Below are 25,605 nucleotides of genomic sequence, written 5' to 3' on the forward strand. Positions count from 1 at the left end.
CCCGCGTCCCGGTGGTGCTCCCGGCGCCGGCGCGCCGCGTCCCGACGGGATGCCCCGTCCGGCCGGTCCGCGCCCGGGTGCTCCGAGCCCGTCCGGCATGCCCCGTCCGAACCCCGGCATGATGCCGCAGCGTCCGGCCGGTCCGGGCCCGCGTCCGGGTCCGCGTCCGGGCGGTGGCCCGGGTGCCCGTCCGGGTGCTCCGGGTGGCGCTCGTCCCGGCTTCCAGGGCCGTCCGGCCGGTCCGGGCTCGCGTCCGGCCGGTGGCGGCGGCTTCGGCGGTCCGCGTCCGGGTGGCGCGGGTGCCGGCGGCGGCGGTGGCTTCGGTGGCGGCGGTGGCCGTCCCGGTGGTGGCGGCGGCTTCGGCGGTCGTCCCGGTGGCCCGGGTGCCCGTGGTGGCACGCAGGGTGCGTTCGGTCGCGGCCCCGGCGGCCGTCCGGCGCGCGGTCGCAAGTCGAAGCGTGCGAAGCGCCAGGAGTACGAGGCCATGCAGGCCCCGTCCGTCGGCGGTGTGATGCTGCCGCGCGGCAACGGTTCGACCGTTCGCCTGTCGCGCGGTGCGTCGCTGACGGACTTCGCGGAGAAGATCAACGCCAACCCGGCCGCGCTCGTCTCGGTGATGTTCAACCTCGGTGAGATGGTCACCGCCACCCAGTCGGTCTCCGACGCCACGCTGCAGCTGCTGGCGGACGAGATGGGCTTCGTGCTGGAGATCGTCAGCCGGGACGACGAGGACCGTGAGCTGCTGGAGTCGTTCGACATCGACTTCGGCGTCGACGAGGGCGACGAGGAGATGCTCGCCCCGCGTCCGCCGGTGGTGACCGTCATGGGTCACGTCGACCACGGTAAGACCCGACTGCTGGACGCGATCCGCAAGACCAACGTGGTCGCGGGCGAGGCCGGCGGCATCACCCAGCACATCGGTGCCTACCAGGTGGTCACCGAGGTGAACGGCGAGCAGCGCCCGATCACCTTCCTCGACACCCCGGGTCACGAGGCGTTCTCCGCCATGCGTGCCCGTGGTGCCAAGTCCACCGACATCGCGATCCTGGTGGTCGCGGCCAACGACGGTGTCATGCCGCAGACGGTCGAGGCGCTCAACCACGCCAAGGCCGCGGGTGTGCCGATCGTGGTCGCGGTCAACAAGATCGACGTCGAGGGCGCTGACCCGACCAAGGTCCGCGGTCAGCTGACCGAGTTCGGTCTGGTGGCCGAGGAGTACGGCGGCGACACCATGTTCGTCGACATCTCCGCCCGCCAGGGCCTCAACATCGAGGAACTGCTGGAGGCCGTGGTCCTGACCGCGGACGCCTCGCTCGACCTCCGGGCCAACCCGGAGCAGGACGCGCAGGGCATCGCGATCGAGGCGCACCTGGACAAGGGCCGCGGCGCCATGGCGACGCTGCTCGTCCAGCGCGGCACCCTGCGGGTCGGCGACTCGATCGTGGTCGGCGACTCCTACGGCCGCGTCCGCGCGATGCTGGACGAGAACGGCAACAGCCTCACCGAGGCCGGCCCGTCCCGTCCGGTGCTGCTGCTCGGTCTGACCTCGGTGCCGCGCGCCGGCGACAGCTTCATCGTCGTCGACGAGGACCGCACCGCCCGTCAGATCGCCGAGAAGCGCGCCGCCCGCGACCGCAACGCCTCGATGGCCCAGCGCCGCGTCCGCGTGTCGCTGGAGGGCTTCGAGGCCGCGCTGGCCGCCGGCAACATCGAGAAGCTCAACCTCATCATCAAGGGTGACGTCTCCGGTTCCGTCGAAGCCCTCGAGGACGCCCTCGTCAAGCTCGACGTGGGCGAGGAGGTCGAGCTCCGGGTCCTGCACCGCGGTGTGGGTGCCATCACCGAGTCCGACGTGGACCTGGCGATGGGCTCGGACGCCATCATCATCGGCTTCAACGTGCGCGCCGAAGGCCGTGCGCGTACCGCGGCCGAGCGCGAGGGCGTCGACATCCGGTACTACTCGGTCATCTACCAGGCGATCGAGGAGATCGAGGCCGCGCTCAAGGGCCTGCTCAAGCCGGAGTACGAGGAGGTGCGCCTCGGCTCCGCGGAGATCCGCGAGGTGTTCCGCTCCTCCAAGTTCGGCAACATCGCCGGTGTGCTCGTCCGCGAGGGCATCATCCGCCGCAACACCAAGGCGCGCCTGCTGCGCGACGGCAAGGTCGTGGCGGAGAACCTCAACATCGAGGGTCTGCGACGGTTCAAGGACGACGCGACCGAGGTCCGCGAGGGCTTCGAGGCCGGTGTCACCCTGGGCTCGTTCAACGACATCAAGGTCGACGATGTCATCGAGACCTACGAGATGCGGGAGAAGCCGCGCGCGTAACGGCTGATCAGGCGGGGTCGGTCGGCGGGATTATCCCGTCGACCGGCCCCGGCCGCGCTGTTAGGGTTCCTGCCAGTCGGGAATCCTTCTAGGCCCCCAGGCCGGCCAGGCCTGTCACGCATGTTCGTAGGAACTCTCACCTTCGACCTGCTCCTCGGCGACGTTCACTCGTTGAAGGAGAAGCGCTCGATCGTGCGGCCCATCGTGGCCGAGCTGCAGCGCAAGTACAGCGTGTGCGCAGCGGAAGTCGGGAACCAGGATCTGCACCGCAGGGCCGAGATCGGCTGTGCGGTGGTGTCCGGCGACGCCGGGTACGTCACCGAGATCCTGGACAGCTGTGAGCGGCTCGTCGCCGGCCGCCCCGAGGTGATGCTGCTCTCCGCACGGAGGCGCTTCCACCACGACGACGACTGACCTGCGGGAGTCAGCACCATCACACCCGCAACAGGACCGAGAGCGCCCACAAGGCTGGGCGCGGGCGGGTACGTTGGGGAGTGGGCCCCACCGGGTGAGGTCATGACCCGGGTACCGCGCCTACTGCACGAGGAGGCACAGTGACCGACACCGCACGGGCGCGCAAGCTCGCCGACCGCATCCAGGTGGTCGTGGCGGAGACCCTGCAACGCCGGATCAAGGACCCGCGACTCGGGTACGTCACCATCACCGACGCACGGGTGACCGGTGACCTGCGCGAGGCCACCGTCTTCTACACCGTCTACGGCGACGAGACCGAGCGGGAGTCCAGCGCCGCGGCGCTGGAGAGCGCCAAGGGCATCCTGCGCTCGGAGGTCGGCAAGCAGACCGGGGTGCGCTTCACCCCGACGCTGACCTTCGTCGCGGACGCGCTGCCGGACAACGCCCGGAACATCGACGACCTGCTGGACAAGGCGCGGCTGTCCGACGCCGCGGTCCGCACGGCCGCCGCCGGGGCGACGTTCGCCGGCGAGTCCGACCCGTACCGGACGCCGGGCGCCGAGCGCGACGCCGACGAGGACGAGTGACCATGGCCGGGGAGCCGGCCGGGTCCGGCGCCGCGAGGGCGGTCTCCACCGTTGAGGTGGAGACCGCCCTCGCGGTGCTTCCGGGGCCTCGCAGCGAGTCATCGCCCGAATCCGAACCGGAGCCGGGCGCGGCCGCGCCGAGCGCGTTCGAGCCGGAGTGGCAGCGCGCGCTGGCCCTGATCGCGCGGGCCGAGGAGATCGACCTGGTCTGCCACATCTGCCCGGACGGCGACGCGCTCGGTTCGGCGCTGGCCGCCGGGCTGGCGCTGCGGGGCCTGGGGAAGCGGGTGCGGGTGTCGTTCGGCGACGACCCGCAGGTGATCCCCGAGTCGCTGTCCTTCCTGCCCGGGCAGGAGCTGATCGTGCCGGCCGCCGCGGTGCCCGACCGGCCCGAGCTGGTGCTCGGCTTCGACGCCGCCTCGGAGGAGCGGCTCGGGCTGCTGCGCGACAAGGCCTTCGCGGCCGGCGCGCTGGTGGTCTTCGACCACCACGCCTCCAACCCCGGCTTCGGCACCGTCCGGCTGATCGACCCCGGTGCGCCGGCCACCGCGGTGCTGGTCGACGAGCTGCTGCGTCGGCTGCGGGTCCCGCTGGACCAGGAGATCGCCGCCTGCCTGTACACCGGCATCGCCACCGACACCGGCTCGTTCAAGTACCGGGCGACCACGCCCGCCACCCACGAGATGGCCGGGCGGATGCTGGCCACCGGGATCCGGCACGACCTGATCTCCCGTCAGCTCTGGGACACCTCCTCGTTCGGCTACCTCAAGGTGCTGGCCGGGGCGCTGGAGCGGGCCGCCTTCGAACCGGAGGAGGCCGGCGGGCGCGGGCTGGTGTGGACCTGGGTGCCGTACCAGGACCTGGCGCTGTTCGGCGTCACGGTGGAGGAGATCGAGGGCCTGATCGACGTGCTGCGGCGCCCCGCCGAGGCGGAGGTGGCGCTGGTGCTCAAGCAGGACCCGGACGGCACGCTGCGTGGCTCCTGCCGTTCCAAGGGCGCGGTGGACGTCGCCGCGGCGTGTGCCCGGCTCGGTGGCGGCGGGCACGTGTACGCGGCCGGGTTCAGTACCCGGGACGGCGTCGAGGAGACCGTGGAGCGGTTCCGGGTGGCGCTCGCCGAGGCGGCGCCGCAGGCGTAGCCCGGGCCGGTCCGGGTCGCGGGCGGCACGGGCGGTGCGGCGTGCGCGCTAGGCTCGTGCGGTTCGGCCGGTCGGGCCGCACGGGCGGTGGAACGGGAATGAAGCGATGAAGCGTAAAGGGACGGGCCCGGACGGGCTGGTCATCGTCGACAAGCCGGAGGGCATCACCTCGCACGGGGTGGTCGCCAAGCTCCGCTGGCTGGCCGGTACCCGGAAGGTCGGCCACGCCGGCACCCTCGACCCGATGGCGACCGGCGTGCTGGTGATCGGCGTCGAGCGGGCCACCCGGCTGCTCGGCCACCTGATGCTCACCGCCAAGACCTACGAGGCGACCGTCCGGCTCGGCCAGACCACGGTCACCGACGACCGCGAGGGCGAGGTCACCGCCTCGACCCCCGCCGACGGGGTGTCGCGGGAGGCGGTCGACGACGGGATCGCGGCGCTCACCGGCGAGATCATGCAGGTGCCGTCGAAGGTCAGCGCGATCAAGATCGACGGGAAGCGGTCGTACGCGCGGGTGCGCGAGGGCGAGGACTTCGAGCTGGCCGCGCGGCCGACCACGGTGTACTCCTTCACGGTGCACGAGTCGCGGGCCGCGGTCGCCGAGGACGGCACCCCGGTGCTCGACCTGGACGTCACCGTGGAGTGCTCCTCCGGCACGTACATCCGGGCGCTGGCCCGGGACCTGGGCGCGGCGCTCGGCGTCGGCGGCCACCTGACCGCGCTGCGGCGCACCAAGGTGGGGCCGTACTCGGTCGAGTCGGCGCGCACCCTGGAGCAGCTGGAGGAGAAGCTCGAGGTGCTGCCGATCGCCGAGGCCGCGGCGGCCGCCTTCCCGCGCTGGGACGTCGACGCCGAGCAGGCCCGGCTGCTCTCCAACGGCATGCGGCTGGCCGCCCCCGGCCTCGGCGTGGACGGCCCGATCGCGGTCTTCGACCCGGACGGGAAGTTCCTCGCGCTGATCGAGGAGAGCGAGGGCAAGGCCAAGCCGGTCGCGGTCTTCGTCGGCTGACGGTCCGTCAGCGCTCGGTCCGCCAGCGCTCGGTCTGCCAGCGCTCGGTCCGTTAGCTCCCGGTCCGTTAGCTCCCGGTCCGTCAGCGCTCGGTCTGTCAGCTTTCGGGTCGCAGCGGCAGGCGCCAGTCGTTGCTGTGCAGGAACCGGCCCGAACCCCGCGGGTACTCGAACGCGCAGGGGCCGGCGTTGTCGAAGTCCAGGCGGGCGCAGAGGGCGTTGGACGGGGCGTTGTCGACGGCGGGGAAGGCGTGCAGCACGCCCGGCGCGGCCGGGTCCGCCGCGACGGCGGCGCGCAGCTCGGCGAGCAGGGCGCGACCGGCGGCCAGGGCCACTCCGCGGCCCTGGAAGTCGGGCAGCACGTTCCAGCCGGTCTCGTAGATCTCCGCGCCCTGCCACTCGCGCCGGTGGTAGGCGATCGACCCGGCCTCGGCGCCATCGGCGAGGACCGCGAACATCGTGCCGCCGAGCGCCGGGAGTCCGAGGTAGCGGCGGTGCCGCTCCCGCACCTGCGCGGGGGTCTCCGGGCCGCCGACGTGCCGGCGCATCAGCGGGGTGTTGATGCGGAGCAGCAGGTCGAGGTGGGCGTCGGACCAGGGTTCCAGGCGTACGTCCATGGCGGTCGAGTCTGGCAGGGCGGTGCGGGCCGGGCGAGCGGATTGCGCGGGGGTGGCGCTGGACCGGGCCCGCACGCGGGCCGTCGGGTGTCGGGGAGTGTCGGCAGCCGTTCGTCGGCGTCCGGCCCTTCGCGCCGACGGGTCGTCAGGGCCGCCCGCCCGTCCGGGCGCACCGGGCGTCCGGACGGCTCGTGGCGGCCGGGCAGGGGCGCGCGAGGTGAACGGGTGTGGTGAATGGGGCGTGCGAGGTGCCGTGGGGGCGGTGGGGGGCAAGCTGACCGCGGCGTGTACGGCGGCCGTACGCGGCTCCGGGAGGGCCCGCGCGCGGCCCTGCGGGAGGACTGGGCGGATGGGCGACGGCTTCGCGGTGGACCCGACGCAGGCGCTGCTGCGCATCCGGGACCTGCACGGGCGGCTGTGCGGGCTGGGGTTCGTCGCCGATCGGCACGGCACCGTGGTCACCGCGCACGAGGCGGTGGCCGGACTGCCCAGGGTGGTCCTGCACACGCCCGGCGGCCAGTCCCGGGTGCTCGGCCCGGAGAGCGTCGACCTGCTGCCCGCGCGGGGCCTCGCGCTGCTGCGCACGGCCGCCGTCGGCGGGGTCCCGGGCCCTGCCCTCCCGATCGCACGCGACACCTCCGCCCGGCAGGTGGCGGTGGCGCACCAGCGCTGGGAGGACGGCGCGCCGGTCCTGGTCCAGGGCAGCGTCGGCGGCCGGGAGACCGGCGCCTTCGGCGACGGCGCCGCGGCCCGCCCCGTCCCCGGGGTGCTGCTGCTCGACCTGCCCGTGACGCCGCCCGCCGGGGCGCCGGTGCTGGACGCCGAGACCGGGGCGGTGTTCGCCGTCATCGCCCCCCGGGCGCGGATGGTGGCCGGAGGGCGCGGAGTGGCGGCCGTCCCGCTGAGCCGGCAGGACGCGGGGCCGCGCCCGGGAGCGCGTGATGACGATCAGTCAGGTGGCGGGGAGTCGGACGGCGGGGAGTCGGACGGCGTGCTGCTGGGGAGGCTGCTGGTGCGCAACGCGGCCGCGGCGCCGGCCTTCGGGCGGGCACTCAACCTGGGCGGGGCGCTGCGGCTGGCCGCCGTCCAGCTGGAGCGCGCGGTGGCCGGGCCCGGGCGGATCGCCGACCTCGCCGCGGACCGGGTCGACCGCCCGGACGGCCTGAGCGGCGAGGAGCCGCAGGACACCCTGACCGCGCTGCTCGGCGACAGCGGCAGCGGCCGCACCACCGAACTCGCCGCGCTCGCCGTCCGCCGCGCGGGCGGGCCGCACCCGCTGCCGACGGTCTGGCTGCGGGGCGCCGACCTGGCCGCCGGGGACCGCTCGCTCGGCGACACGCTGCGCCGCCAACTCGCCGTCGCGGCGGGCGTCCTGGGCGTACCCGCGGTCGAACCCGGCGAGCTCGCCGAACTCTGCGCGGAAGCCGGGCGGTCGCTGCTGGTGATCCTGGACGGGCCGGAGGAGGCGCCGCTCGCGCTCTCGGCGCGCTGGCTGGCCGCCGGACTGGACTGGCTGGGCGAGAACCGCACCCGCGCCCTGGTCGCCTGCCGGCCGGACGGCTGGGACCAACTCGGCCCCTGGCGCACCGCCGCCCGGGCGCTGTGGCTCGGCCCGCTCACCGACGACGCGGCGACCCGCGCCGGACGCCGCTACGGCCTGCCGGAGGACTACCTGGCCGACGCGGACCGCGGCCACCCGCTGGCGCTGCGGCTGGCCGGCGACCTGCGCACCGCCGGCGCCCGCGGCCCGGTCGCCGACCGGCCCGAACTCTTCGGCGGCTGGCTGGACCTGGCCTGCCTGGCGATCGCCCGCCGGGTCGCGCTCACCCCCGGCGGCCAGCGCCGCCACCGCCGCGGCGACCCCGTGCCACCCGGCGCCGACCCCCGCCAGGTCCGGCGACTCGCGGCGGTCGCCGCGGGCCGCCTGCACGAGGCCGCCCGGCTGATGCTCGGCGCGGGCGACGGGGCGCTGCCCGCAGAGGAGTTCGACCGCCTGTTCCCGGCGGCGGGCGGCTGGGCGCGGGCGGTCCGCGAGGAACGCGTGCTGGTCCCGGCGGGCGCCGGACATCGGGTGGGCCACGAGGAGTGGGGCGAGTGGCTGCAGAGCCTGCACCTGGACCTGGACGCGGCGCTGCGCCTGGTACTGGAGGAGGGGACGGAGGACGGCGAGAGGACCGGCGAGCGGGGAGCGGAGGCGGGCGGTGGCGGCGCGGGGAGCGCGGGCGAGTCCGACGGGCGGGTCGCGACCGTACCGCCGGACGCGGACGCGGACGCGGACGGGCCGGTCGGCGAGTCGCGGGAGCCGTCCCCGGAGCCGTCCCCGGGTGTGGTCGCCGCGCCGGAGGTGACCGTCCGTCAGGGCGGCGTCGGGGGCGTCGGGCGCGGGCGGGTCGGGGTGGTGGCGGGGGCGCTGCGGCGGGTGGGGGTGGCGCGGGGGGCGGCCGCGCTGGACGTGTGGCTGCACCGGATCCGGCGGGCGCTGGAGCGGGCGGAGCCGGGCGGGGAGGTGGACTGGTGGGCCGGGCGGCTGCTGGTCGCGGGCGTGGCGGGGAGCCCGGAACCGGCGGTCCACGACGAGCTGTTGGGGCTGCTGGCGGAGCGGGCCGGGCGGGACGAGCGGTTCGGGTCGGCCTTCTGGGCGGGGCTGCCGCTGCCCGCCGCGGAGCGGGTGGCCCTGCTGGGCCGCCTCGCGGCGGGGGCGGGCCGCGGCGAGGTGTTCCGCGCGGTGGCCGCGGAGCTGCTCACGGCCGATCCGCGGCGCGTGGTGCCGCTGGTGTGCCGGTGGTACGAGCACCCCGAGCCGGCCGTGGCGGACCTCGCGGACGAGCTGCTGTACGAGCACCGGGCGCTGGCGCTGGACGAACTGACGGAGGCTCTGGTCGGGGTGGCACAGCCGCGCGCCGACCGGCTGCTCGGCCGGCTCGCCGAACGCGAGCCGTCGGCGCTGTGCCGGGCCGTGGACCGGTGGAGCCACGACCCGCGCCCGGAGCGGCACGTGGCGGCGGCGGTGCACGCGCTGCGCGCGGCGCCGTACGCCAGCGGGTCGGGGGCGAAGCTGCTGCGGCTGGCGGCGCGGACCCTGCTGGCCCGGGAGGACGAACCGGGGCTGCACGGCGCGGCGCTGGCGCTGCTGGTCCGGGACCCGCAGGGCCGCGCGGAGCACCTGGAGGCGGCGCTGGCCGCGTACCGGGCGGGCGACCCGTTCCTGACCGAGCAGGTGCTGGGGGAGCTGGTGGAGGAGCACACCGCTCAGGTGCTGTCCGCGGTGCGGGAACGGCTGGCGGTACCGGGGGCGCGGGTCGGGGACGGCCTGCGGGTGCTGGACGGGGCGGCGGACCCGGCGGTGGTGCGCTCGGGCGTGCTGTTCGCCGCCGATCTGCTGCGCGAACGCCCCGAGCGGGCCCGGCAGATCGCCGACTACCTGGACCGGCTGCTGGCCGCGGGCCGGGACGGCCGCCCGCTGCTGTCGGCGGTGCTGGCCGCCGAACCGGCAGCGCGGGCGCACTTCGCGCCGGTGCTGGCCGCGCCGGGCGCGAGCCGGGAACGGCTGCTGGACACCCTGCTGGCCGCCGAGCGCGACCCGCAGGTGCTGGACGCCGTGGTGACCGCGCTGGCCGCCGGGCACGCCGGGTACCAGCCGGGACGGCTGTACGAGCTGCTGCGCCGGATCGCCGGGCGCTGGCCCGCCGCGGACGCCGCGCTGGTGCACTGCGCGGGCCGGTACGCGGGCTTCGCCCGGCTGCTGGCCGACTGGCCGCCGGACGCCCCGCCGCCGCCCGACGGCCCGCGGCTGACCCGGATGCGGGCGCTCACCGCGGCCGGCCGGGACCCGCAGTACGCCGCCGCGGAGGCGGAACGGCAGGTGGATCGACCGGCCGGCGGTCTGACCGGTCACACCGGGGGCCTTCCGGTGCCTAGGCAGGGGCGGGCGCATGGCACGCTATAGGGGTTCAGGTTTGGTTGTTCGAGTGCACCGGCGGTGCACACCATAGGAACAAGGAGCGGTCAGGGTGCAGCGCTGGCGTGGCCTGGAGGAGATCCCGGGGGACTGGGGACGCAGCGTCGTCACCATCGGATCGTTCGACGGGGTCCACCGCGGCCACCAGTTGATCATCAACCGGGTGGTGGAGCGGGCCCGCGCACTCGGCGCGAAGTCCGTGGTGGTCACCTTCGACCCGCACCCGAGCGAGGTGGTCCGGCCGGGCAGCCACCCGCCGCTGCTGGCGCCGCAGCCGCGCCGGGCCGAACTGGTCGAGCAGCTCGGGGTGGACGCGGTGCTGGTGCTGCCGTTCACCGCCGAGTTCTCCAAGGAGTCGCCGGAGTTCTTCGTGCAGTCGGTGCTGGTCGACGCGCTGCGCGCGAAGACGGTGGTGGAGGGCCCCAACTTCCGGTTCGGGCACAAGGCGGCGGGCAACGTCGCGCTGCTCGCCGAGATCGGCCGGAGCGCCGACTTCGACGTCGAGGTGGTCGACCTGCAGGTGCGCGGCGCGGCCGGGGACGGCGAGCCGTTCTCCTCCAGCCTGTGCCGCCGGCTGGTCGCGGCCGGCGACATGGCCGGCGTCGCGGAGATCCTCGGCCGTCCGCACCGGGTCGAGGGCGAGGTGGTCCGCGGCGCCCAGCGCGGACGTGAACTCGGCTTCCCCACCGCCAACGTGGACACCGTCGCGCACTCGGCGATCCCCGCCGACGGCGTGTACGCGGGCTGGCTGACCGCCGACGGCGAGCGGATGCCCGCCGCGATCTCGGTCGGCACCAACCCGACCTTCGACGGCACCGCCCGCACCGTGGAGGCGTACGCCATCGACCGGGTCGGCCTCGACCTGTACGGCCAGCACGTCGCCGTGGACTTCCTGGCCTGGCTGCGCGGGATGGAGAAGTTCGACTCCATCGACGCGCTGCTGGAGCGGATGGCCGACGACGTGAAGCGCGCCCGCGAACTCACCGACCAGGCCTGACCCGTCGTCGGATCCCGATCCACCGTCAAGCACGAAGCCGCCCGCGGAGCCTGAGCTCCGCGGGCGGCTTCGTCGTGCCGGTCAGCCCTGGTGCGGCGGCGGGTAGCCGTAGCCCGGCGGCGGCTGCTCCTGCGGCGGCGGGTACCCGTAGCCGGGCGGCGGGGCCTGCTGCGGGTAGCCGCCCTGCTGCGGGTACTGCTGCGGCGGCTGCTGCTGCCACGGCTGGCCGGGCGCCGGGTAGCCGCCCTGCTGCGGGTACCCGCCCTGCGGGGGGTACGGCTGCTGCTGGGGCTGCTGCTGCTGCCAGTTCTGCTGGGCCTGCCAGCCGGCCTGGTGCTGGGCCCGGGCGATGTCCTCGCCGACCAGCGCCGCCAGCTCGAAGTACGCCTCGCGCACCTTGGGCCGCATCATCGCCAGGTTGACCTCGGCGCCGGCCGCCAGGCTCTCGTCGAACGGCACCACCACGACGCCGCGGCAGCGGGTCTGGAAGTGCGCCACGATGTCCTCGACCTTGATCATCTTGCTGGTCTCGCGCACCCCGGAGACCACCGTGATCGACCGCTGCACCAGGTCCGCGTAGCCGTGCGCGGAGAGCCAGTCCAGCGTGGTGGAGGCACTGCTGGCGCCGTCCACGCTGGGCGTGGCCACCACGATCAGCTGGTCCGCCAGGTCCAGCACCCCGCGCATCGCCGAGTACAGCAGGCCGGTGCCGGAGTCGGTCAGGATGATCGGGTAGTGCTGGCCGAGCGCCTGGATCACCTGCCGGTAGTCCGAGTCGTCGAAGGTGGTGGAGACCGCCGGGTCGACGTCGTTCGCCACGATCTCCAGGCCCGAGTTCGGGTCCTGCGAGGTGAACTGACGGATGTCCATGTAGCTGCGGATGTGCGGGATCGCCGTCACCAGGTCGCGGATGGTCGCACCGGTCTGCCGCTTGATCCGGCGGCCCAGGGTGCCCGCGTCCGGGTTGGCGTCGATCGCGATGACCTTGTCCTGCCGCTCGCTGGCCAGCGTCGCGCCCAGCGAGGTGGTGGTCGTGGTCTTACCGACGCCGCCCTTGAGGCTGATCACCGCGATCCGGTAGCAGGACATCACCGGCTGCCGGATCAGCTCCAGCTTCTGCGCCTTGTCGGCCTGCGCCGCCTTGCCGCCGAACTGGAAACGCGGCTGCTTCTGCGCCTTCGGCTGGCCGCGCAGCAGCCGGTCCGAGGAGAGCTCCACCGCGGCGGTGTAGCCCAGCGCCGCGCCGTGCGCGGTCGGCCCCGGGCCGCCCTGCTGGAACTGGGCCGGCGCCTGCGGAGCGTTGTGCGGACCGGGCTGCGGGTACTGCGGCTGCTGCTGCTGCGGCGGCGGCCAGCCGCCCGCCCGCGGGTCGACCGGCTGCTGCGGCGGCCAGGGCTGCTGCTGCGGGTTCTGCGGGGGGTAGGGCTGCGGGGCCTGCTGCTGCGGGTACGGCTGCTGCTGCGGCGGCCAGGGCTGCTGCTGCGGGTTCTGCGGGGGGTAGGGCTGCGGGGCCTGCTGCTGCGGGTACGGCTGCTGCTGCGGCGGCACCTGCTGCACGGTCTGCTCGGAGGGCGGCACCGGCACCGGCGGCACCGCGCCGCCGGACTGCGCCTGGGCGTTCTGCTCCGGCACGGGCTGCGGCACCGGCGGCTGGGCCGGGTCCGCGGGCGGCGGCACCGGCGGACCCGCGTTCGGGACCGGCTGCGGCACCGGCGGCTGCCCGGCGTCCGGCACGGGTTGCGGCACCGGCGGCTGGGCCGTGTCCGGCACGGGCGGGGCGGGCTGCGGGGCGGACTCGGCGACCGGCGGGGTCGGCGGCACCTGCTGCGGCGCGGCCTGCTGCTGCGGCACCTGCGGCGGGGCGGCCTGCTGCTGCGGTGGCGCGGCCTGGGGCGCACCGGTGCCCGGGGCAGCGCTCTGGGTGTACCAGGACGGGGGAGTGTAATCCGGCGCGTCGGACCAGTCCTCGTCGTCCTCGGCCGCGTTGTCGCCGACGTAGACGCCGTCCCGATCGCTGCTCACTTGGGCTCCCTCGTTCTCGCCGAAGCTGCTCCGGCGGTTGCCTTCGGGCAACAAGACTAGGCCGTGAGCGGGCCCGCACTGAAGGCGGTGCCCGACCTCACGGCGGTTCGGTGCGGCCCGAAAGGGCCGTACCCGGTCAGTCCATGCGGCGCGGGCCGCCCAGGACCTGGGTCTCGGCCTCGCCCTGGTTGGTCATCACGTACTGGCGGCGCATCCGGGTCGCCCACAGCGTGACGTTGTCCGGCAGCGTCGGCAGCGTGGTGATGTCGCCGGGGCCCAGCGAGAACAGCCGCCCGACCAGTTCCGCCTCCTGCGGGGAGACCCGCTGCAGGCCCACCAGGTCCGCGGCGTTCAGCACCCGGTTGGCGTTCGGGCCCAGGTACGGCAGCACGGTCAGCGTGGTCTGCCACGGCGTCGCCGACAGCCGGCTGCGGGAGGGACGGGCGCCCAGGTCGCGCACCACCAGAACGGGCGACGCCACCGAGGCGCCCTGCGCTCCGAGCCGGCCCACCTGGTGGACCGTCACGCACGGCTGCCCGCCGCCCGCGGCCTGCGCCATCGGCGCCCAGGCCTGCGGACGGCCGGTCTCCACCGCGATCCGCGCCCCCGTGGCGGCGGCCCGCAGGGCGATCAGCTGCGCCGTCCACATGCCGCCGACCAGCACCACCTCGTACGCGGACGGCCGGAACAGGCCCATCACCGCGGGCTGTTGCTGCTGGTCCATGCCGATGACCACGCCGTCGTCGCCGACCGGGAAGGACAGCGCGGCGAGGTCCTCGACCGGCAGGACGTGCTTCTCCCGGCGCGGGCCGCGCAGGCCGAAGCCCGGGCGGATGCGGGGGGTACGGGACTGCTCGACCGGCTGCGGGGACTGGCCGTGGTAGGTCTGGTAGGCCATCAGGCGGTCCCTCCCAGGGGCAGCGTGGCGAGCAGCCCGGGGGCGTGCTCCAGGTCGAGGCGGGTCAGCGAGGTACCGGTCTGCTGGGCGCGGGACTCCACCAGGCGGCCCACCTGCGCGACCTCGCTCTCGCTGCGGCCGGTCAGCCGGACGTGGCCGCTGAGCGCCACCGAACCGCCCAGTGCCTGGCTGGCGGTGACCGAGAAGGTGGAGGCGAACGCCGGGGTGCCGGTGAGCTGGTTGACCAGCTCCGGCGCGGCGATCCGGCCGTTCCCGCCGCCGGGCCGGGACAGCGTCGGCCACTTGGAGACCCAGAAGGTGGTGTGCCAGCGGTCGTCGATCCGGCAGAACTTCGCCGACTCCTGGGCCCGGCGCGCGCCGACCCCGCCGCCGCCGGAGCCCTGCCGGCCGGCCACCGCCATCGGGTTGGCGCAGACCGAGATGGCCAGCGCCGCGATCAACTCCCGCTCGTCCAGCACGGTCGCGGTGAAGCCGGCGCTGTTCAGCCGCCCGGCCAGCTGGTCGGTGACCCGCTGCAGGGTCTTGCGGGCGCCCTCCTCGCCGCCGCCGCGGGCCAGCACGGCGGTGGCGGCGCGCTCCGGGTCGAGCTTCAGCGCGACCCAGGTCAGCCGCAGCCCGGGGGTGTGCACACCGCCGGGCACCTGCTGGTACCCGCGGGAGGCCAGCGAGTGCTCGGGCAGGTGCGGCGCCGGCGCGGGCTGGGTGTGCTGCACCAGCTGCACCGACTCCAGCGTGATGTCGTCGACCTGCAGCGCCGAGCAGATCAGGTCCAGCGGCAGCGGCGAGGCGGCCCGGCTCGGGCGCAGCGGCTGGTCCTTGGCCTGCACCAGCAGCACCGAGGTGAGGAAGGTGCCGTCGCCGACCATGCCGGTCTCCCGGCGCAGCGGACGGCCGTCGCCGAGGTCGGTCTCGGTCGCGTGGGTGTACGTCCGCAGGGCCGGCTCCAGCTCCATCACCGGCGCCAGCGCCGGGTCGGTGCCGGGCGGCGGGACGTTGTACTTCGCTTCCCGGCGGCGGGAGTTGTACGTGGAGCGGACGCCCACCGCGTCGCCGGCGGTGCGCCCGCCGAGCCGCAGCAGGGCGATCACGGTCAGCACCGCGGCGGGCACCGCGAAGACCATCGCCATCATCGTGCTGATCGTCCATCCGACCGCCACCAGGGCGGCGGCGACCTCGAGTTGGACGATCTGCTGGAGTTCCAGGCGGCGGCCGAGCAGGCCGGGCCTGGGCAGCAGCCTCATCCCGACCGGGCCGGTCGGGACGGCCGCCGGGGCGGTGCGCGCCCGACGTCCGCCCGAGGCGTCCGGCCTCCGGCCGTGCGAGGTGGAGCGTCGTGCTGGAGCGGACTGGCTTGGCATCCCCCGATTTGCCCTCTCTCTGCTGCAGATCTCTCGTCAGATCCCCGTGCCGACCCGGGTGTCGGGCCGGACGGCGCGTTCGGCGGCCCGGTTGGTGGACCGACGGACCCTACCCGTTACCGTACTCACCGTCTGCTGCCGCATCGTAGAGGGTTGACCGCACCGAGTGCCCGCCGGGTGGCAGACTCACGGACGGGACAAGCGTGTTGAGACCCGCAGGGACGGGTCGTACAGGGGAGACGGGGACGAGCATGGCATCACGCCGGGACGAGCTGAACGCCTACACCTTCGCTCGCAAGCGGATGGTCGGCGCCTTCCTGCAGCCGAGTGGCGGGGGCAACGACGAGGACGCGCCGCGCCCGGTCCGCGCGGTGCTGCCGAGCTTCGTGGTGGCGGCCGTACTGGTGGCGGGATTCGGCATGTGGGGGGTGCTCAAGCCGAGCGCCCCGCCCGGGTGGGACAGCGGCAAGGCGATCCTCCAGGGCAAGACCTCGACCACCCGGTACGTGATGCTCAAGGACGAGAAGGGCGTCGGCTACCTGCACCAGGTGCTCAACATGTCCTCGGCGCGGCTGGTGCTGCAGGCCGACGCGCCGGTGCAGATCGTCGCCGACGACGTACTGGACAAGTACCCGCACCACGGTGCGACCATCGGCATCCCCTACGCCCCGGACCGGCTGCCCAAGCCGGACGACGCGGGCAAGGCCAAGCTCTGGTCGGTGTGCGACAAGCTCGGTGAGGGGAACACCCAGGCCAACGTCAGCCAGTCGGTGTTCATCGCCGCGGACGACGAGGCCAAGACGCTCACCCAGGCCGACCGGCTGGTGGGCGACGGTCAGTCGTTGTTCGTCCAGGGACCCCAGGAGGCCGGTCACCCGGGCTCGGTGTACCTGGTCGACGGCCAGGGCAGGAAGCACGCGGTCGGCCGCCTGGACACCTCCGAGCGTGAGCGGGCGGCGCTGGAGACGGCGCTGTTCAAGCAGGACTCGAAGCCGCAGCAGGTCACCAAGGAGTGGCTGGACACCCTGGCGGACGGCGAGCCGATCGGCTTCCCGGACATCCCCGACTTCAAGAGCACCCAGGTGGTGAAGTCCTCGGTGGACCTGTCCCAGGACGCCGAGGAGAAGGTCGGCCGACTGCTGAAGTTCCAGGACAGCTACTACGTGGTGGGCCTGAACAAGCTGTTCCAGATCACCCCGTTCCAGGCCGAGTTGATCCGCCTCGACCCGGCCGAGGCGGTCGCCTACAACCAGGCCGTGCCGGTCTACGCCGAGATGAGCCCGGCCGACAACAACCGGCTCCAGTCGAAGATCGAGAAGTCGATGATGGACGTGGACAAGAAGCTGCCCCAGGTGGCGTCGCCCGCGGTCAACATCGGTGACAAGGCCCGTACGGTGATCTGCTCGACGTTCAACGGCTACGACGACCACGGCAACATCAAGCGCTCGGTGTGGGCGCACACCGAGTACCCGGCGCAGGTCAACCCGGGCGCCTCCACCGCCCACGTGACGGCGGGTCACGGCCTACTGTTCCGGGCGATGGAGGGCGACACCCTCACCCCGGACGCCGCCGCGAGCTCCGGCAGCGACTTCCTGATCACCGACGCCGGACTGCGCTACTCGCTGCCCGCCAACGCCGACGGCGGCAACGGCCAGACGGCCAGTCAGGCCCCGGCCGACCCGCAGGGCGGCGACAAGAAGAGCGCCAACGAGTCCCAGGCGCGACTGGGCTACAAGTCCGTGACGGCCGTCCAGGTGTCGAAGAAGTGGACCGACCTGGTGCCCGCCGGGCCGGTGCTCAACACCAACACCGCAGTTCAGGCGCAGAACGCCTGACGGACCGTCAACGGCCGTGCGGGAGTTCAGTGTCATGGTCTGGTAACTACCCGCTACCCGGTGTTGGGTGAGCAGCACTTGGCCGTTACAGTGCTACAGAGCACCACACCGTGGTGCCCGTACGGACGTTCCCCACAGGACGTTCGGACGATGTCTGTCTCATGGGGGACGGTGGATCATCATGGCTGGTCAGTTCAAGACGACCGCGGAGGAGATGACGGCCTTCGCGAACCGCATCGGTGAGGTCAACGCTCAGGTCCAGGGTGAGATCTCGCGTCTCAACAACCTGGTGTCGGAGATCTCCGGAAGCTGGAAGGGCGCGGCTGCCACCGCCTACCAGCAGATGCAGACCCGGGTGAACGACGACGCGTCCGCGCTGAACAAGGTGCTCGACGAGATCCGCCAGGCGATCGAGGCGACCACCAAGCTCTACTCGATGACCGAAGAGGAGCAGGCCTCGGCGGTCGGCGGCATCGGCGGCTGACGCCGGTCTCGCTGTCGTCACACGGTTCCTTAGCCGTCAACTCGCGGCCTCCACGGGGGTTGGCCGCGTATCCATCGAGAGGGAGAGTCACATGGCCGAGATCCAAGTTAGTTTCGGTACGATCCAGAACGCGGGCTCCGAGGTGCGGCAGACCGCCTCGCGCATCCAGTCGCAGCTCGACGACCTGAAGTCCGGCGTGCAGCGCATCGCCAACACCTGGGAAGGCGCCGCGCAGCAGGGTTACCAGGCCCGCCAGGCGCAGTGGGACGCCAAGGCCGCCGACCTGCAGCAGGTCCTGGGCCAGATCGCCTCCGCGCTGGACAACGCCGCGCAGAGCTACCAGCAGACCGAGAACCAGAACTCGCAGATCTGGAGCTGATCGCGGTTCGCTGGTCGGCGCGGTAGCGCTCGACACAACAGGGCGGGCGTCCACTCGGGCGCCCGCCCTGCGCGCGTGACACGGGGCGCGCGCTGATCACACGGGTGGAACTGAGGGGTGGAGTGCAGGTGTCGTCAGGATCGTTGCGCCGGGCGGGCGCGGTGCTGCTGGTGCTCGGGGTGGTCGGCTCGGCCGCAACCGTCCCGGCGTACGCGGAGCCCTCGCCGTCCCCCTCGCCGTCGAGCGGGGCCCAGCAGTGGTCGCCGATCTCGATCGCCGCGGCCGGCGACTGCAAGTTCCCCGCGGAGAACGTGAAGAGCAAGCCGTGGGCGCTGCAGCGGGTCTTCCTGGACGAGCTGTGGAAGGGCCCGGACAAGGACCATCCGCGCACCGGCAGGAACGCCGAGACCGGCAAGCCGGTGCTGGTCGCGGTGATCGACACCGGCGTGGACGCCGTCAACCCGCAGCTGGCCGGCAAGGTCCAGAACGGTGGCAGCCTGCTGAAGAACCGTCAGAACGGCGCGGTGATCGAGGGCACCGGCCTCGACGACCCGGTCGGCCACGGCACCAAGGTCGCGGGAATCATCGCGGCTTCCCCGATGGACGGCGTCGGCTTCGTCGGTCTGGCCAAGGACGCGCAGATCCTGTCGATCCGGCAGAACGACGCGGAGGGCAACGGCGACGTCGGCACGCTGGTCGACGCGATCAAGATAGCGCTCGACACGCATGTCCAGGTCATCAACATCTCCCAGGACGTCCGGGTCGAGGAGGGCAAGGCCTTCGACCACCAGAAGGAGCTGGAGGACATCCTGACCCGCGCCGAGAACGAGAACGTCGTGGTGGTCGCCTCCTCCGGCAACGACGGCAACGAGGGTCTCACCTACCCGGCCTCCTACGACACGGTGCTCGCTGTCGGCGCCTCCGACCGCAACAACGAGCGCGCGCCGTTCTCGCAGTACGGCGACTTCGTGGACGTGGCCGCGCCGGGCGTCGACATGCTCTCCACCGTCCCGAAGGGCGGCCAGTGCACCGACAACGGCACCAGCTTCTCCGCGCCGTACGTGAGCGGGCTGGCGGCGATCCTCAAGGGCGCGTACCCGCACTGGACCGCGCAGCAGATCCGCACCCGGATCGAGCAGACCGCGCAGCGCAACGAGCGGGACCGGAACAAGTTCATCGGCTGGGGCGTGGTCGACCCGGTGAAGGCGGTGGAGTCCAGCGTGGTGACCGGGCCCAGCGAGTCGCCGCACGCTGACGCCCCGGTGAAGCTGGACAGCATGCCGCTGGTGGCGCAGCCGCTCGGCCTGGCGGAGACCCAGGCCGACCGGGACCGGCGCACCGGCACCTTCGTGCTCGGCGCGGGCGCCCTGGTGGTGGCGGGCCTGGCGGGCGGCGCGATCGTCAGCCGGGACATGCGCCGGCGCCGCGGGCAGCACGAGTAGACGCAACCCCGGACGGGGGCCGGGCCCGGGAACGGGGCGGCCCCCGTCGGCATGGGAGCCGACGGGGGCCGGGGGAGCGGCCTGCGGGGGTCAGACCCGCTCGTCCTCGGGGAGGGTGATGACCCAGCGGGTCTCCTGCCGGGGACGCAGGTAGAACACCCAGTAGAGGCTGGCGGCGACGGTGATGCCCAGGGTCCACCACAGCGCGGTGACGTCCAGCTGGAAGAGGGTGTAGCCGAGCACCACGATCAGCACGATCGGCAGCGCGGGCCACAGCGGCTGGCGCCAGGCCGGCGCGTCCTTGTGGTGGCCGCGGCGGGAGAACAGCGCGGCGACGGCGACCAGCAGGTAGAGCGCGGCGACCGCGACACCGGTGATGTTGGTCAGCATGTCCTGCGGCACGAAGCAGAGCACCGCGCCGGGGACGCCGACCGCCAGGGTGGAGATCCACGGGGCGCTGAACTTGTTCAGGGTGCCGAAGGCCTTGTTGACCGGCTCCGGCCAGGCCTTGTCACGGCCGGAGGCGTACAGCACGCGGGAGTTCTGGATCACCATGACGATGCCGGCGTTGATGATCGCCAGCGCGATGCAGAGGCTGATGAAGGTGCCGACGCCGGTGTTGCTCCAGCCGATCACCAGGTCGGAGATGTTGCCGGCGGAGAGCGCGGTCAGGTCGGGGGCGCCGAAGGTGATCGCGATGACCGGGATCAGGATGATCGCGACCGACAGGCCCAGGGTCCACAGCACGGTGCGGGCGACGTTCCGGCGCGGGTTCTCCAGCTCCTCGGAGAGGTAGATGGCGGTGGAGAAGCCCTGGGTGACGAAGAGCGCGGTGCCCATCGCGGCCACGATGCCGACGCTGCCGAAGAAGCCGACGGAGGAGGTGGCACCGCTCGAGTCGGCGACCACGCCGTGCACCAGGCTGCTGACGCCCCGCTGGCCGTGACCGAAGCCGAGGAAGGACACCACGGCGCAGGCGATGACCTCGAGCACCAGGAAGATGCCGGTGATCCAGGCGTTGGCGCGCAGGTCCAGCAGGCCGGCCACGGTGGCCGCCAGCATCACCACGGCACCCGCGATCTTCGGGTCGACGTGGATGATCGGTTCCAGGTAGTCAGCGGTGCCCATGGCGATGATCGACGGCACGATCATCACGACGATCAGCGACTGGATGAAGACCAGCCAGCCCGCGAACTTCCCCGCCAGGGTGCCGACCATGGCGTACTCGCCGCCCGCCGAGGGCACCAGGGTGCCGAGCTCGGAGTAGCAGAACGCCACCGCGATGCAGATCAGCGAGCCGATGGCGATGGCCAGTGCCGTGTAGGTGCCGATGCTGCTGAACAGGTCGGGGACGATCACGAAGAGTGAGGACGCCGGGGTCACGCAGGAGAGCGTGAGCAGCGTGCCGCCTACGACGCCCAGCGATCGGGCGAGCTTCTTCGGGCCGTCCGTCGTCGCGGCGGCCCCGGAGGGGCTCGCGACCTGCGGGGGAAGCGTGTCGGTCATGGGGGGCATCCGATCCACTGAGCTGCGATGTGGGGGGTGGGAGCGGTATCGCCTCCGAAGCACGGTCCTGCGGGTTTGGTTCTGCTTCGCTCCCGATGCGCCAGGTTGCCTGGGTGGCCAGGCCCAGTCAACGCGGGATCAGCTGCGGAATCCGTTGCGAGAAGGCGGTTTCTCCTGCGGAATGCGGACCCGGAGCGCGAATGGCGCATGTTTCCGTGGTGTCAACTCGGATGAACTGCGCTTGAATCGAAGGTGAAGTGATCTGCGCGACTCCGATTCCAAGGCGGCCTCCGGAGCGGGGCGGGCGGGCCGAAGAGGGCCCCGTGGGGCCCCGACCGCCTACGGGTTTCGAAGGTCGCCTTCGAAAATTGGAAGATAACGTTATGGCACAGCCCGCCACCTGAGATGCCAGAGGGCCGGGTCCCTTGTCGGAACCCGGCCCCGGCGACCACTGCGAGTGACGACTACGGCGTCGGCAGCCAGCCCGTCTGCACCATCTGGCCCGCCGCGATCCGGCGGGAGACGAACACACCACGGCCCGGCGGCAGCGGCTGCGGCTTGACCGTGCCGAGCAGCGCGCCCTCACCCTTGTCACCCGAGAGCAGCAGGCCCTGACCGCCCAGCTCGCGCATGCGCTGCATCACCGGCTCGAACAGCGAGCGGCCGGCGCCGCCCGCGCTGCGGGCGACGATCACCCGCAGGCCGATGTCGCGGGCGAACGGCAGGAACTCGGCCAGCGGCGCCATCGGGTTGCCCGACTGGGTCGCGACCAGCTCGTAGTCGTCCACGATCACGAACATGTCCTTGCCGCTGTACCAGCTGCGGTTGCGCAGCTGCTCCGGCGTGACGTCCGGTCCCGGCAGGCGGCGTGCACAGGCGCCGCGGAGCATGTCCACGATCGCCGTCATGGCGGGTGCCGCGGCGGCGTACTCCACCAGGTACTCCGGCGGCACCACGCCCAGCAGCGAGCGGCGGAAGTCGCCGACCACGATGCCGGCCTGGTCCGGGGTGTACCGGTCGGTGATCTGCTTGATCAGCATCCGCAGCATCGCCGACTTACCGGACTCGCTCTCACCGAAGACGATGAACAGCGGGTCGGTCTCGAAGTTGACGAAGACCGGCGCCAGCTCGACCTCGTCGACACCGAAGGCGACGCCCAGCTCGGGGTGCTCGAAGCCCTTGGGCAGCGAGTTGCCGTCCAGCACCTGCGGCAGCATGCGGACCTGCGGGGCGCGCGGACCGGTCCAGGCCGCGTTCACCTGGGAGACGAAGTCGGTGACCCCGTCCGTCAGATCCTCGGTGCTGGAGCTGCCGTCGATCCGCGGCAGGCCGGACAGGAAGTGCAGCTTGCCGGAGGTCAGACCACGACCCGGGACGGACGGCACCACCGCGGACAGCTTGCGGTCGACCTCGGACTCCATCGCGTCACCGAGCTTCAGCTCGGTGCGGTTCTGCAGCAGGTCCTTCAGCGCCGGGCGGACCTCGGCGTAGCGGGCCGCGGTGATCACCACGTGCACGCCGTAGCCGAGACCGCGCTGGGCGATGTCGGCGATCACCGGCTCCAGGACCTCGAACTCCTGCTTGAAGATCATCCAGCCGTCGATGAACAGGAACACGTCGCCGAACTGCTCGTCCGGCAGCTGCCCGTTGGCCCGGCGGGTGCGGTAGGTGGAGATGGTGTCGATCCCCGCGCTGCGGAACAGCTCCTCACGGCGGTTGAGCACGCCGTGCACCTCGCTGATCATGCGGCGGACCTTCTCGACGTCCAGTCGGCCCGCCACCCCGCCGACGTGCGGCAGGTCGGCCAGTGAGCCGAAGCCGCCGCCGCCGAAGTCGAGCAGGTAGAACTGCGTCTCGACCGGCGTGTGGGTCATCGCGAAGCCGGCCACGATGGTGCGCACCAGGGTGGACTTGCCGGACAGCGGACCGCCGACGATCATGCCGTGGCCCGCGGCACCCGAGTAGTCCAGGTACATCACGTCGCGGCGCTGGTCGCGCGGCTTGTCGACGATGCCGACCGGGACGATCAGGCTGCCCAGGCGGCCGTAGTCGGGCGCGGTCAGACCGCGCTCCGGGGTGGCCTGCAGCGTGGTGAGCAGGCTGTCCATGGAGGGCGGCTCCTCCAGTGGCGGCAGCCACACCTGGTGGGCCGGCGGGCCCTGGCCGATCATCCGCGCCACGAAGACGTCCAGCATGGTGTCGAGCAGCGAGTCGTCGATCTCCTCCTCGACGATCTCCGGCACCTCCTCGACCTCCGGCTCGACCACCGCGACCTCGGCCGCGGTGAACAGCACCGGCAGGGAGGTGACCACCCGGCCGCCGACCGCGCGCACCTGGCCCGGCGGCCGGTACGGGCCGGACACGTACGCGGCCCGGAACCGCTCCATCACGTCGGAGCCGAACTTCAGGTAGCCCACGCCGGGGATCGGCGGCAGGTGGTAGGCGTCCGGCACGCCGATCGCGGCCCGCGACTCGGCGGCCGAGAAGGTGCGCAGACCCAGCCGGTAGGACAGGAAGGTGTCCAGACCGCGGAGCTTGCCCTCCTCCAGACGCTGCGAGGCGAGCAGCATGTGCATACCCAGCGAACGGCCGATCCGGCCGATCTGGATGAACAGGTCGATGAAGTCCGGCTTGGCGGTGAGGAGTTCGGAGAACTCGTCGATGATCATCAGCAGCGAGGGCAGCGGGTCGAGCGCCGCGCCGGCCGCGCGGGCCCGCTCGTACTCGTTGATGTTGGCGTAGTTGCCCGCCGCGCGCAGCAGCTCCTGACGGCGGTTCATCTCACCCTCGATCGCATCGCGCATGCGGTCGATCAGGGTGGCCTCGCCCTCCAGGTTGGTGATCACGGCCGCGGTGTGCGGCATCTCCGACATGCCGGCGAAGGTCGCACCACCCTTGAAGTCCGCGAGGACCAGGTTCAGCACCTCGGAGGAGTGCGTCACCGCCAGCGCCAGCACGATGGTGCGCAGCACCTCGGACTTGCCGGAACCGGTCGCGCCGACGCACATGCCGTGCGGGCCCATGCCCTCCAGCGAGGCTTCCTTGAGGTCCAGCCAGACGTACTCGCCGTTGCTGCCGACGCCCAGCGGGACGCGCAGCTTCTCCCGGATCGGCTTCGGCCGCCAGTGCCGGGCCGGGTCGAAGGAGCCCGGGTCGCCGGTGTGCATCATCTCGGTGAAGTCCATCGACACCAGCGACGGGTCGCCGTCGTCGTCGCCCACCGAGGCCCGGAACGGGGCCAACTGCCGGGCCAGCGCCTCGGACTGCCAGCTGGTCAGGAAGTCCGGCTTGCCCGGGTAGCTCGCCCCGGACGCCGCCTCCAGCATCAGCTCGTGCTTGCCGACGGTGATCACCAGGTGGCCGTTCGGCTCGTCCAGGTCACCCGGGACGACCTCGATCACGGTGACGCCGTGCACGCCCTCGGGACCGGCGATCACCGAGTCGGCTGGCACCGAGGCGCCGTCCATGACGACCACCAGGTGCGGCTGGTCCGCGCTCGGCGTGCTGTCCCGGGAGAAGCCCTTGCGGCCGGCCAGCTCGTTGGCCAGCAGCTCCTCCAACTCGCCCAGCCCGGTGGCGATCAGCCGCCGGGTGCCGGCGCCGTCGCTCTCCTTGCGGTGCTGGGTGTGCGGCAGCCACTTGGTCCACTCCCACTCCTCCACCGCACCCGGCGCGGCCGCGACCGCGATCATCAGGTCCTCGGGGGAGTGCAGGGTGGCCAGCTGGGCGATCATCGTGCGCACGTTGCCGTACACCGAGTCCGGGTCGCCGCAGACCGTGATGTGGTAGAAGGCGCGCAGCGACACCGCCAGCGGCAGGTCGTGCAGCGTGCCGTGGGTCTTGATGAAGGTGCCCATCGCCTCCGCGGCCAGCGGCTCCAGCTCGTCCATCGGCGCGGTCTGCGGCGCCACCAGCGGAGTCGACAGCTGCAGCGGGCCGAGGCCGACCCGGATCTGCGCGAAGTCGGAGTCGGTCGGACGGCGCTCCCACAACCGGCGGCCCTCGGCCACGATCGACCACAGCTGGTCCGGGTCCGGGTGGGTGAACAGCAGCGCCCCGCGCTGCCGTTCGGCCGTGCGGCGCACCTCGCGGCGCTTCTGCTGAAGGTACTTCAGGTAGTCCCGGCGCTCGTCCGAGGTGGCCGCGCTGCCGCCCTTGCGGGCCTTGACGATCTGCGCCACCGCCATCGCCGCGGTGGAGGCCACCATCAGGACGCCCATCATCTTCATCGGGCCCTGTGCACCCGGCGAGAAGAAGAACGCCGCCGAGCCGCCCATGCCGAGCAGCGGCAGCAGCGACATCATCCAGTCCTCGCCACCCCCGCGGGGCAGCTCGGGCGGCGGCACCAACTCGACCGCCTCGTCCGACACCGGGGGCGGGAACGCCCGCGGCGGACGCTTGACCGTCACCGTGCTCACGCGATCACCCCGCCCTCGCAGGCAGCCGCAGCGCGCGTCTCCCCGTGCTCAACGGTGCGCCCATCCCGGGCACTTGATCGGGGGCACCCCCATCGCTCGCTCACAATCCGCCCTCACGCATCTGGATACGTACGGTGAGGGCGCCCCGTATGACGCCGCCCCCGCTCCGCCGGACCGCAGGCGCGCGGGGCTG

17 protein-coding genes are annotated in these 25,605 nt (G+C 73.1%); 11 read left to right on the forward strand and 6 right to left on the reverse strand.

The features are described from left to right. From infB to truB, 5 genes are all read left to right on the forward strand, one after another. On the forward strand, positions 1 to 2,326 hold a 2,326-nt coding region (infB, locus tag ACWD4U_RS27590), incomplete at its 5' end, for a translation initiation factor IF-2 (protein ID WP_449787330.1). Between the two features lie 120 nt (positions 2,327 to 2,446). Beyond that, complete coding sequence (locus ACWD4U_RS27595; protein ID WP_363458208.1) at positions 2,447 to 2,740, forward strand: DUF503 domain-containing protein; 294 nt, start codon at positions 2,447 to 2,449, stop codon at positions 2,738 to 2,740. Positions 2,741 to 2,880: 140 nt separating this feature from the next. Next, positions 2,881 to 3,327 carry a 30S ribosome-binding factor RbfA gene (gene rbfA, locus ACWD4U_RS27600; protein WP_363458211.1) on the forward strand — a complete coding sequence of 149 codons (447 nt, stop codon included), beginning with the start codon at positions 2,881 to 2,883 and terminating at the stop codon, positions 3,325 to 3,327. A gap of 2 nt (positions 3,328 to 3,329) precedes the next feature. Then, positions 3,330 to 4,466, forward strand: a complete 1,137-nt coding sequence (locus ACWD4U_RS27605) for a DHH family phosphoesterase (RefSeq protein ID WP_363458214.1) — start codon at positions 3,330 to 3,332, stop codon at positions 4,464 to 4,466. Between the two features lie 106 nt (positions 4,467 to 4,572). Continuing rightward, positions 4,573 to 5,478, forward strand: coding sequence for a tRNA pseudouridine(55) synthase TruB (gene truB, locus ACWD4U_RS27610; RefSeq protein WP_363458216.1), 906 nt, complete (start codon positions 4,573 to 4,575; stop codon positions 5,476 to 5,478). 97 nt (positions 5,479 to 5,575) lie between these two features. On the opposite strand, the gene ACWD4U_RS27615 is transcribed toward truB, so the two are convergent. After that, positions 5,576 to 6,094 carry a GNAT family N-acetyltransferase gene (locus ACWD4U_RS27615; RefSeq protein ID WP_363458219.1) on the reverse strand — a complete coding sequence of 173 codons (519 nt, stop codon included), beginning with the start codon at positions 6,092 to 6,094 and terminating at the stop codon, positions 5,576 to 5,578. A gap of 349 nt (positions 6,095 to 6,443) precedes the next feature. On the opposite strand from ACWD4U_RS27615, the gene ACWD4U_RS27620 reads away from it, so the two are divergent. Further along, entirely contained in the window at positions 6,444 to 10,040 is a 3,597-nt protein-coding gene (locus tag ACWD4U_RS27620) for a hypothetical protein (RefSeq protein WP_363458222.1), read from the forward strand. Between the two features lie 64 nt (positions 10,041 to 10,104). Then, positions 10,105 to 11,049 carry a bifunctional riboflavin kinase/FAD synthetase gene (locus ACWD4U_RS27625; RefSeq protein ID WP_363458224.1) on the forward strand — a complete coding sequence of 315 codons (945 nt, stop codon included), beginning with the start codon at positions 10,105 to 10,107 and terminating at the stop codon, positions 11,047 to 11,049. An 81-nt stretch (positions 11,050 to 11,130) separates the two neighbouring features. Here ACWD4U_RS27625 and ACWD4U_RS27630 read toward each other — a convergent pair whose 3' ends face one another. From ACWD4U_RS27630 to eccE, 3 genes are all read right to left on the reverse strand, one after another. After that, positions 11,131 to 13,071 carry a nucleotide-binding protein gene (locus ACWD4U_RS27630; RefSeq protein ID WP_449787331.1) on the reverse strand — a complete coding sequence of 647 codons (1,941 nt, stop codon included), beginning with the start codon at positions 13,069 to 13,071 and terminating at the stop codon, positions 11,131 to 11,133. Between the two features lie 136 nt (positions 13,072 to 13,207). Beyond that, on the reverse strand, positions 13,208 to 13,969 hold the full coding sequence (locus tag ACWD4U_RS27635; protein WP_363458227.1) for a hypothetical protein: 762 nt from the start codon (positions 13,967 to 13,969) through the stop codon (positions 13,208 to 13,210). Then, the gene (eccE, locus tag ACWD4U_RS27640) at positions 13,969 to 15,231 is read right to left on the reverse strand and encodes a type VII secretion protein EccE (protein WP_363458229.1); all 1,263 of its coding nucleotides are present in this window, start codon (positions 15,229 to 15,231) and stop codon (positions 13,969 to 13,971) included. Before eccE ends, ACWD4U_RS27635 begins: the two co-directional genes overlap by 1 nt. A 368-nt stretch (positions 15,232 to 15,599) precedes the next feature. On the opposite strand from eccE, the gene eccB reads away from it, so the two are divergent. The 4 genes from eccB to mycP all read left to right on the forward strand — a co-directional run bounded on the left by eccB (position 15,600) and on the right by mycP (position 19,488). After that, complete coding sequence (eccB, locus tag ACWD4U_RS27645; RefSeq protein WP_363458232.1) at positions 15,600 to 17,183, forward strand: type VII secretion protein EccB; 1,584 nt, start codon at positions 15,600 to 15,602, stop codon at positions 17,181 to 17,183. A 181-nt stretch (positions 17,184 to 17,364) separates the two neighbouring features. Continuing rightward, positions 17,365 to 17,667: a WXG100 family type VII secretion target gene (locus ACWD4U_RS27650; protein WP_363458235.1), complete on the forward strand. Its 303-nt coding sequence runs from the start codon at positions 17,365 to 17,367 to the stop codon at positions 17,665 to 17,667. A 91-nt stretch (positions 17,668 to 17,758) separates the two neighbouring features. Next, the gene (locus tag ACWD4U_RS27655) at positions 17,759 to 18,046 is read left to right on the forward strand and encodes a WXG100 family type VII secretion target (protein WP_363458237.1); all 288 of its coding nucleotides are present in this window, start codon (positions 17,759 to 17,761) and stop codon (positions 18,044 to 18,046) included. Between the two features lie 128 nt (positions 18,047 to 18,174). Next, a complete protein-coding gene (gene mycP, locus ACWD4U_RS27660) occupies positions 18,175 to 19,488 on the forward strand; it encodes a type VII secretion-associated serine protease mycosin (RefSeq protein WP_363458240.1) in 1,314 nt (437 codons plus the stop codon). Positions 19,489 to 19,578: 90 nt separating this feature from the next. Here mycP and ACWD4U_RS27665 read toward each other — a convergent pair whose 3' ends face one another. Both ACWD4U_RS27665 and eccCa read right to left on the reverse strand, forming a co-directional pair. Further along, complete coding sequence (locus tag ACWD4U_RS27665) at positions 19,579 to 20,994, reverse strand: APC family permease (RefSeq protein ID WP_363458242.1); 1,416 nt, start codon at positions 20,992 to 20,994, stop codon at positions 19,579 to 19,581. A gap of 464 nt (positions 20,995 to 21,458) precedes the next feature. Beyond that, positions 21,459 to 25,412, reverse strand: coding sequence for a type VII secretion protein EccCa (gene eccCa, locus ACWD4U_RS27670; RefSeq protein WP_363458245.1), 3,954 nt, complete (start codon positions 25,410 to 25,412; stop codon positions 21,459 to 21,461). Between the last annotated feature and the right edge of the window lie 193 nt (positions 25,413 to 25,605).

This window comes from Kitasatospora sp. NPDC002522, assembly GCF_053595195.1.

Bases quoted from the DNA above. Each gene is read 5' to 3' on its own strand.
- ACWD4U_RS27595 (WP_363458208.1), top strand. From the start codon at position 2,447: ATGTTCGTAGGAACTCTCACCTTCGACCTGCTCCTCGGCGACGTTCAC.
- ACWD4U_RS27605 (WP_363458214.1), top strand. From the start codon at position 3,330: ATGGCCGGGGAGCCGGCCGGGTCCGGCGCCGCGAGGGCGGTCTCCACC.
- truB (WP_363458216.1), top strand. From the start codon at position 4,573: ATGAAGCGTAAAGGGACGGGCCCGGACGGGCTGGTCATCGTCGACAAG.
- ACWD4U_RS27615 (WP_363458219.1), bottom strand. From the start codon at position 6,094: ATGGACGTACGCCTGGAACCCTGGTCCGACGCCCACCTCGACCTGCTG.
- ACWD4U_RS27620 (WP_363458222.1), top strand. From the start codon at position 6,444: ATGGGCGACGGCTTCGCGGTGGACCCGACGCAGGCGCTGCTGCGCATC.
- ACWD4U_RS27635 (WP_363458227.1), bottom strand. From the start codon at position 13,969: ATGGCCTACCAGACCTACCACGGCCAGTCCCCGCAGCCGGTCGAGCAG.
- eccE (WP_363458229.1), bottom strand. From the start codon at position 15,231: ATGAGGCTGCTGCCCAGGCCCGGCCTGCTCGGCCGCCGCCTGGAACTC.
- eccB (WP_363458232.1), top strand. From the start codon at position 15,600: ATGGCATCACGCCGGGACGAGCTGAACGCCTACACCTTCGCTCGCAAG.
- ACWD4U_RS27650 (WP_363458235.1), top strand. From the start codon at position 17,365: ATGGCTGGTCAGTTCAAGACGACCGCGGAGGAGATGACGGCCTTCGCG.
- ACWD4U_RS27655 (WP_363458237.1), top strand. From the start codon at position 17,759: ATGGCCGAGATCCAAGTTAGTTTCGGTACGATCCAGAACGCGGGCTCC.
- ACWD4U_RS27665 (WP_363458242.1), bottom strand. From the start codon at position 20,994: ATGACCGACACGCTTCCCCCGCAGGTCGCGAGCCCCTCCGGGGCCGCC.